Genomic DNA, 5,171 nt, shown 5'->3' with positions numbered 1-5,171 from the left:
GGGCGAACAAGGAGAAGGAGGACCCCCCCCCCCCCCCCCCCCCCCCCGCTCTCCGCCCTCCCCCCTCCCCTGGGGCGACAGCGCTGAGTGGGTGCGTCCCGTCGGGGGAGCCGGGCGGCGTACGCTGGGAGTCTGGTCCGTCGAGGAGGCTCAGTCATGGATTACCTTGCCGCGCTCACCCCGCCGCTCGTGATGGCGGTGGCCTTCACCGCGCTCATCGTCGTCATGATCAAGAGCCAGGGTGGGGCGAACAAGGAGAAGGAGGACGGTGTCGTCGACGCCGCCCTCGCCCGCGCCGAGGCCGGCCAGCGGAAGCCCGGCAGCTGAGCGGAGGCTCCGTCCGGCCGCTGTGAGCGGCCGGCGTCCCCTCGGCGGAGGGCGGGTGCGGGACCCGGGTCCGACAGCGCCGACTGCCCGCCTTCCGGGTAATTCCAGCGATTCGGACATTTTCCACTATTATTCTTCCGTGCCGAGGCCATTGGGAGAGCTGGAAGACGCCGTGATGACCCGGGTATGGCGCTGGAACCGCCCGGTCACCGTGCGGGAAGTCCTCGAGGATCTCCAGAAGGAACGCACCGTCGCGTACACGACGGTGATGACCGTAATGGACAACCTGCGCCAGAAGGGCTGGCTGAGGCGGGAGCAAGAAGGCCGCGCCTATCGATATGCGGCGGTCTCCACTCGGGCCGCATACTCCGCGGCTCTCATGAACGAGGCGTGGTCGGCCAGTGACAACCCGGCTGCCGCGCTCGTCGACTTCTTCGGGATGATGTCGCCGGAACAGGTCGATGTGCTGCGCGCCGCCTTGCGCGTCGTACATCTGAACGGGGTCCATCTCGATCCCCCCGGCGGTGAGGCCCCGGGTGACGACCGATAGCGTCCGTTCATGGCAGAACACGCACCGCTATCCCAGGTCACGATCCGCAGGGCACGTACGGCTGACGTCCCGGCGGTGCGCAGCCTGATCGACACCTACTCGCGCGATCGCATCCTGCTCGACAAAGCCACCGTGACGCTTTACGAGGACATCCAGGAGTTCTGGGTCGCGGAACGGGACGCCGACGCGGAAGTCGTCGGCTGCGGCGCGTTGCATGTGATGTGGGAAGACCTCGCGGAGGTCAGGACCCTGGCCGTGGACCGTTCCCAGCGGGGAACGGGCGTCGGTCATCTGCTGCTGGAGAAGTTGCTGCGCACCGCCCGGTGGCTGGGCGTGCGGCGCATTTTCTGTCTGACCTTCGAAGTGGACTTCTTCTCCAGGCACGGCTTCACGGAGATCGGGGAGACGCCTGTGGACGGTGACGTCTACAGCGAGCTGCTGCGTTCCTATGACGAGGGTGTGGCCGAGTTCCTGGGGCTCGAACGAGTGAAGCCCAACACCTTGGGCAACAGCCGCATGCTGCTGCGTCTGTGAACGGCGACGCCGGACCGACCTCCACTATGTCCGAAAGGTCCCGCCAATCCCTGTGCGGTGCGGGGCAAACTCAGCACAGGGTTTGTGTTTCTCCCGGAAAAGCGGTTTGCTTTCCACGTAGGTATCTGTAATCAGTTATCCAGTACGAATGGGAGCAACAGGTGGCACAGAAGGTTCAGGTTCTTCTTGTCGACGACCTCGACGGCGGCGAGGCGGACGAGACGGTGACGTTCGCGCTGGACGGTAAGTCGTACGAGATCGATCTCACCACCGCTAATGCGGACAAGCTCCGTTCCGCTCTGGAGCCCTATCTGAAGAACGGGCGGCGTACCGGTGGCCGTTCCGCGCGCGGAAAGAGCGGTCGCTCCGGCTCGGCTTCCGGCGGGGGTCAGGACACGGCGAAGATCCGCGCGTGGGCCAAGGAGCAGGGTTACGAGGTCAATGACCGCGGTCGTGTTCCCGCCAGCATTCGTGAGGCGTACGAGAAGGCCAACGGCTGAGTCATTCCGGCTGATCAGTTGTCCGGGCTCGATCCCGATGGCCGTTCCCCGGTACGGGAGGCCCCCGTGCGGGCCTCCCGAGGGCCCCGGCGACCACAGGCCGTCCCGGCGATCCCTGACCGTCCCAGCGATCACTGGCCGTTCCGGCGACCGCAGATCGCCCCGGTGGCCACAGGCCGCCCCGGCGATCACGGATCGTCGAAGGTGATGACGCACGGTGTTCGCGCCCCCTGGCGCGGGACGCGCATCCGTGTCCCGGTGTTCGCCCTCAGCGGATGTCGGGGACCGTATACGGGCGACGCCGCATGGATTGTCACACCGAGCGGGTAAGAAGGCTTCAGGAGCCTTAAAGCCCAGGTGGCGCAGGGCGGAACGGGGGTGCCGAGGCACGTGCCTCGTCGTGTGCGGACGCGTCGTGCAGGAGGCGTTCGCCGTCGGCGTAGTGGATCCAGGTGAATACGCCTGGCCTGCGGGAACATCGTCTCGCACCATCGGGTTGGAACTGTTGTCGGCTGTCCGGGCAGGAGGCGCATGATCGACCGGATCGACCGGCCAGCAGTCGGCAGTTGGAATGAGCGGTCCCCCGTTGCGGGACTAAGCTGCGGAAGGACAGCGAGGGGAGCGTCCCCTCACTGCCTGACCGCTCTGAGGAGCGATTAACGATGTTCGAGAGGTTCACCGACCGCGCGCGGCGGGTTGTCGTCCTGGCTCAGGAAGAAGCCCGGATGCTCAACCACAACTACATCGGCACCGAGCACATCCTTCTGGGCCTGATCCACGAAGGTGAGGGTGTCGCCGCTAAGGCACTGGAGAGCCTCGGGATCTCGCTTGAGGCTGTCCGGCAGCAGGTGGAGGAGATCATCGGCCAGGGCCAGCAGGCGCCCTCCGGCCACATCCCCTTCACTCCCCGTGCCAAGAAGGTGCTGGAGCTGTCGCTCCGCGAAGCCCTTCAGCTCGGCCACAACTACATCGGCACGGAGCACATCCTGCTGGGCCTGATCCGCGAGGGCGAGGGCGTCGCCGCCCAGGTCCTCGTGAAGCTGGGCGCCGACCTGAACCGGGTCCGCCAGCAGGTCATCCAGCTCCTGTCCGGTTACTCCGGTGGCAAGGAAGCCGCCACGGCCGGCGGACCCGCCGAGGGCACGCCGTCCACCTCGCTCGTCCTGGACCAGTTCGGCCGCAACCTCACGCAGGCTGCGCGCGAGTCCAAGCTCGACCCGGTCATCGGGCGCGAGAAGGAGATCGAGCGGGTCATGCAGGTCCTGTCCCGCCGCACCAAGAACAACCCGGTGCTCATCGGTGAGCCCGGCGTCGGCAAGACCGCCGTCGTCGAGGGGCTGGCGCAGGCCATCGTCAAGGGCGAGGTGCCCGAGACCCTCAAGGAGAAGCACCTCTACACCCTGGACCTGGGCGCGCTGGTCGCGGGCTCCCGCTACCGCGGTGACTTCGAGGAGCGCCTGAAGAAGGTGCTCAAGGAGATCCGCACCCGCGGCGACATCATCCTGTTCATCGACGAGCTGCACACCCTGGTCGGCGCGGGCGCCGCCGAGGGCGCCATCGACGCCGCCAGCATCCTCAAGCCGATGCTGGCCCGCGGGGAGCTGCAGACCATCGGTGCCACGACGCTGGACGAGTACCGCAAGTACCTGGAGAAGGACGCGGCCCTGGAGCGCCGCTTCCAGCCCATCCAGGTGGCGGAGCCGTCGCTGCCGCACACCATCGAGATCCTCAAGGGCCTGCGCGACAGGTACGAGGCGCACCACCGCGTCTCCATCACCGACGCGGCCCTGGTCGGTGCGGCCACGCTCGCCGACCGCTACATCTCGGACCGCTACCTGCCGGACAAGGCCATCGACCTGATCGACGAGGCCGGCTCCCGGATGCGTATCCGCCGGATGACCGCCCCGCCGGACCTGCGCGAGTTCGACGAGAAGATCGCGAACGTGCGCCGGGACAAGGAGTCCGCGATCGACTCGCAGGACTTCGAGAAGGCCGCCTCCCTCCGGGACACGGAGAAGCAGCTCCTTGCGGAGAAGGCCAAGCGGGAGAAGGAGTGGAAGGCCGGCGACATGGACGTCGTCGCCGAGGTCGACGAGGACCTGATCGCCGAGGTCCTGGCCGCCTCCACCGGTGTGCCGGTCATGCGGCTCACCGAGGAGGAGTCCAGCAGGCTCCTGCGCATGGAGGACGAGCTGCACAAGCGCGTCATCGGCCAGGAGGACGCCATCAAGGCGCTCTCCCAGGCGATCCGGCGCACCCGTGCGGGCCTGAAGGACCCCAAGCGCCCCGGCGGCTCGTTCATCTTCGCCGGCCCGTCCGGTGTCGGTAAGACCGAGCTGTCCAAGACGCTGGCGGAGTTCCTGTTCGGCGACGAGGACGCGCTGATCTCCCTCGACATGTCGGAGTTCGGCGAGAAGCACACCGTCTCCCGGCTGTTCGGCTCCCCGCCCGGTTACGTGGGCTACGAGGAGGGCGGCCAGCTCACCGAGAAGGTGCGCCGCAAGCCGTTCTCGGTCGTCCTGTTCGACGAGGTCGAGAAGGCCCACCCGGACATCTTCAACTCGCTGTTGCAGATCCTGGAGGACGGTCGGCTGACCGACTCGCAGGGCCGGGTCGTGGACTTCAAGAACACCGTCATCATCATGACGACCAACCTGGGCACCCGCGACATCTCCAAGGGCTTCAACCTCGGCTTCACCGCCCAGGGCGACGTCAAGGCCGGGTACGAGCGGATGAAGGCCAAGGTCAACGACGAGCTCAAGCAGCACTTCCGCCCCGAGTTCCTCAACCGCGTGGACGACACGGTGGTCTTCCACCAGCTCACGCAGGAGGACATCATCCGCATCGTGGACCTGATGATCGAGCAGGTCGACGAGCGGCTGAAGGACCGCGACATGGGCATCGAGCTCAGCCAGGACGCCAAGGAGCTGCTGGCCAAGAAGGGCTACGACCCGGTGATGGGTGCCCGGCCGCTGCGCCGGACCATCCAGCGTGAGGTGGAGGACGTGCTGTCGGAGAAGATCCTCTTCGGGGATCTGCGTCCCGGGCACATCGTGGTGGTCGACACCGAGGGCGAGGGTGAGGCGAAGACCTTCACCTTCCGCGGCGAGGAGAAGTCGGCCCTGCCGGACGCTCCTCCGGTGGAGTCCGCCGCGGGTGGTGGCCCGAACCTGAGCAAGGAGGCCTGACGGCTTCCGCACCCCACTGAAGCGGGACCGGCCCCGAGGGTCGGTCCCGCTTGGTGTTTCCCGCCCCAGGCC

General features: G+C 67.2%; 5 protein-coding genes. All 5 read left to right on the top strand.

Translation table 11 applies throughout. From position 1 onward, the window contains the following. Positions 1 to 156 precede the first annotated feature (156 nt). The 5 genes from AB8Z75_RS29285 to AB8Z75_RS29265 all read left to right on the top strand — a co-directional run bounded on the left by AB8Z75_RS29285 (position 157) and on the right by AB8Z75_RS29265 (position 5,099). The gene (locus AB8Z75_RS29285; protein ID WP_369207220.1) at positions 157 to 327 is read left to right on the top strand and encodes a hypothetical protein; all 171 of its coding nucleotides are present in this window, start codon (positions 157 to 159) and stop codon (positions 325 to 327) included. Between the two features lie 139 nt (positions 328 to 466). Further along, the gene (locus AB8Z75_RS29280) at positions 467 to 877 is read left to right on the top strand and encodes a BlaI/MecI/CopY family transcriptional regulator (RefSeq protein WP_369207218.1); all 411 of its coding nucleotides are present in this window, start codon (positions 467 to 469) and stop codon (positions 875 to 877) included. A 9-nt stretch (positions 878 to 886) separates the two neighbouring features. Then, positions 887 to 1,411: an amino-acid N-acetyltransferase gene (locus AB8Z75_RS29275; protein ID WP_369207216.1), complete on the top strand. Its 525-nt coding sequence runs from the start codon at positions 887 to 889 to the stop codon at positions 1,409 to 1,411. A 161-nt stretch (positions 1,412 to 1,572) separates the two neighbouring features. Beyond that, positions 1,573 to 1,911: an Lsr2 family protein gene (locus AB8Z75_RS29270; RefSeq protein ID WP_369207214.1), complete on the top strand. Its 339-nt coding sequence runs from the start codon at positions 1,573 to 1,575 to the stop codon at positions 1,909 to 1,911. Positions 1,912 to 2,573: 662 nt separating this feature from the next. Next, positions 2,574 to 5,099, top strand: a complete 2,526-nt coding sequence (locus AB8Z75_RS29265; RefSeq protein WP_369207212.1) for an ATP-dependent Clp protease ATP-binding subunit — start codon at positions 2,574 to 2,576, stop codon at positions 5,097 to 5,099. Positions 5,100 to 5,171 lie beyond the last annotated feature (72 nt).

The organism is Streptomyces sp. PU-14G (genome assembly GCF_041028275.1).
GTDB lineage: Bacteria > Actinomycetota > Actinomycetes > Streptomycetales > Streptomycetaceae > Streptomyces.
Note: the sequence above shows the minus strand (reverse complement) of the source record. Positions and strands in the feature narration are given on the sequence as shown.

What these genes read in the sequence shown, in the direction of transcription:
- AB8Z75_RS29285 (WP_369207220.1), top strand. Translation starts at nt 157, where the DNA reads ATGGATTACCTTGCCGCGCTCACCCCGCCGCTCGTGATGGCGGTGGCC.
- AB8Z75_RS29275 (WP_369207216.1), top strand. Translation starts at nt 887, where the DNA reads ATGGCAGAACACGCACCGCTATCCCAGGTCACGATCCGCAGGGCACGT.
- AB8Z75_RS29265 (WP_369207212.1), top strand. Translation starts at nt 2,574, where the DNA reads ATGTTCGAGAGGTTCACCGACCGCGCGCGGCGGGTTGTCGTCCTGGCT.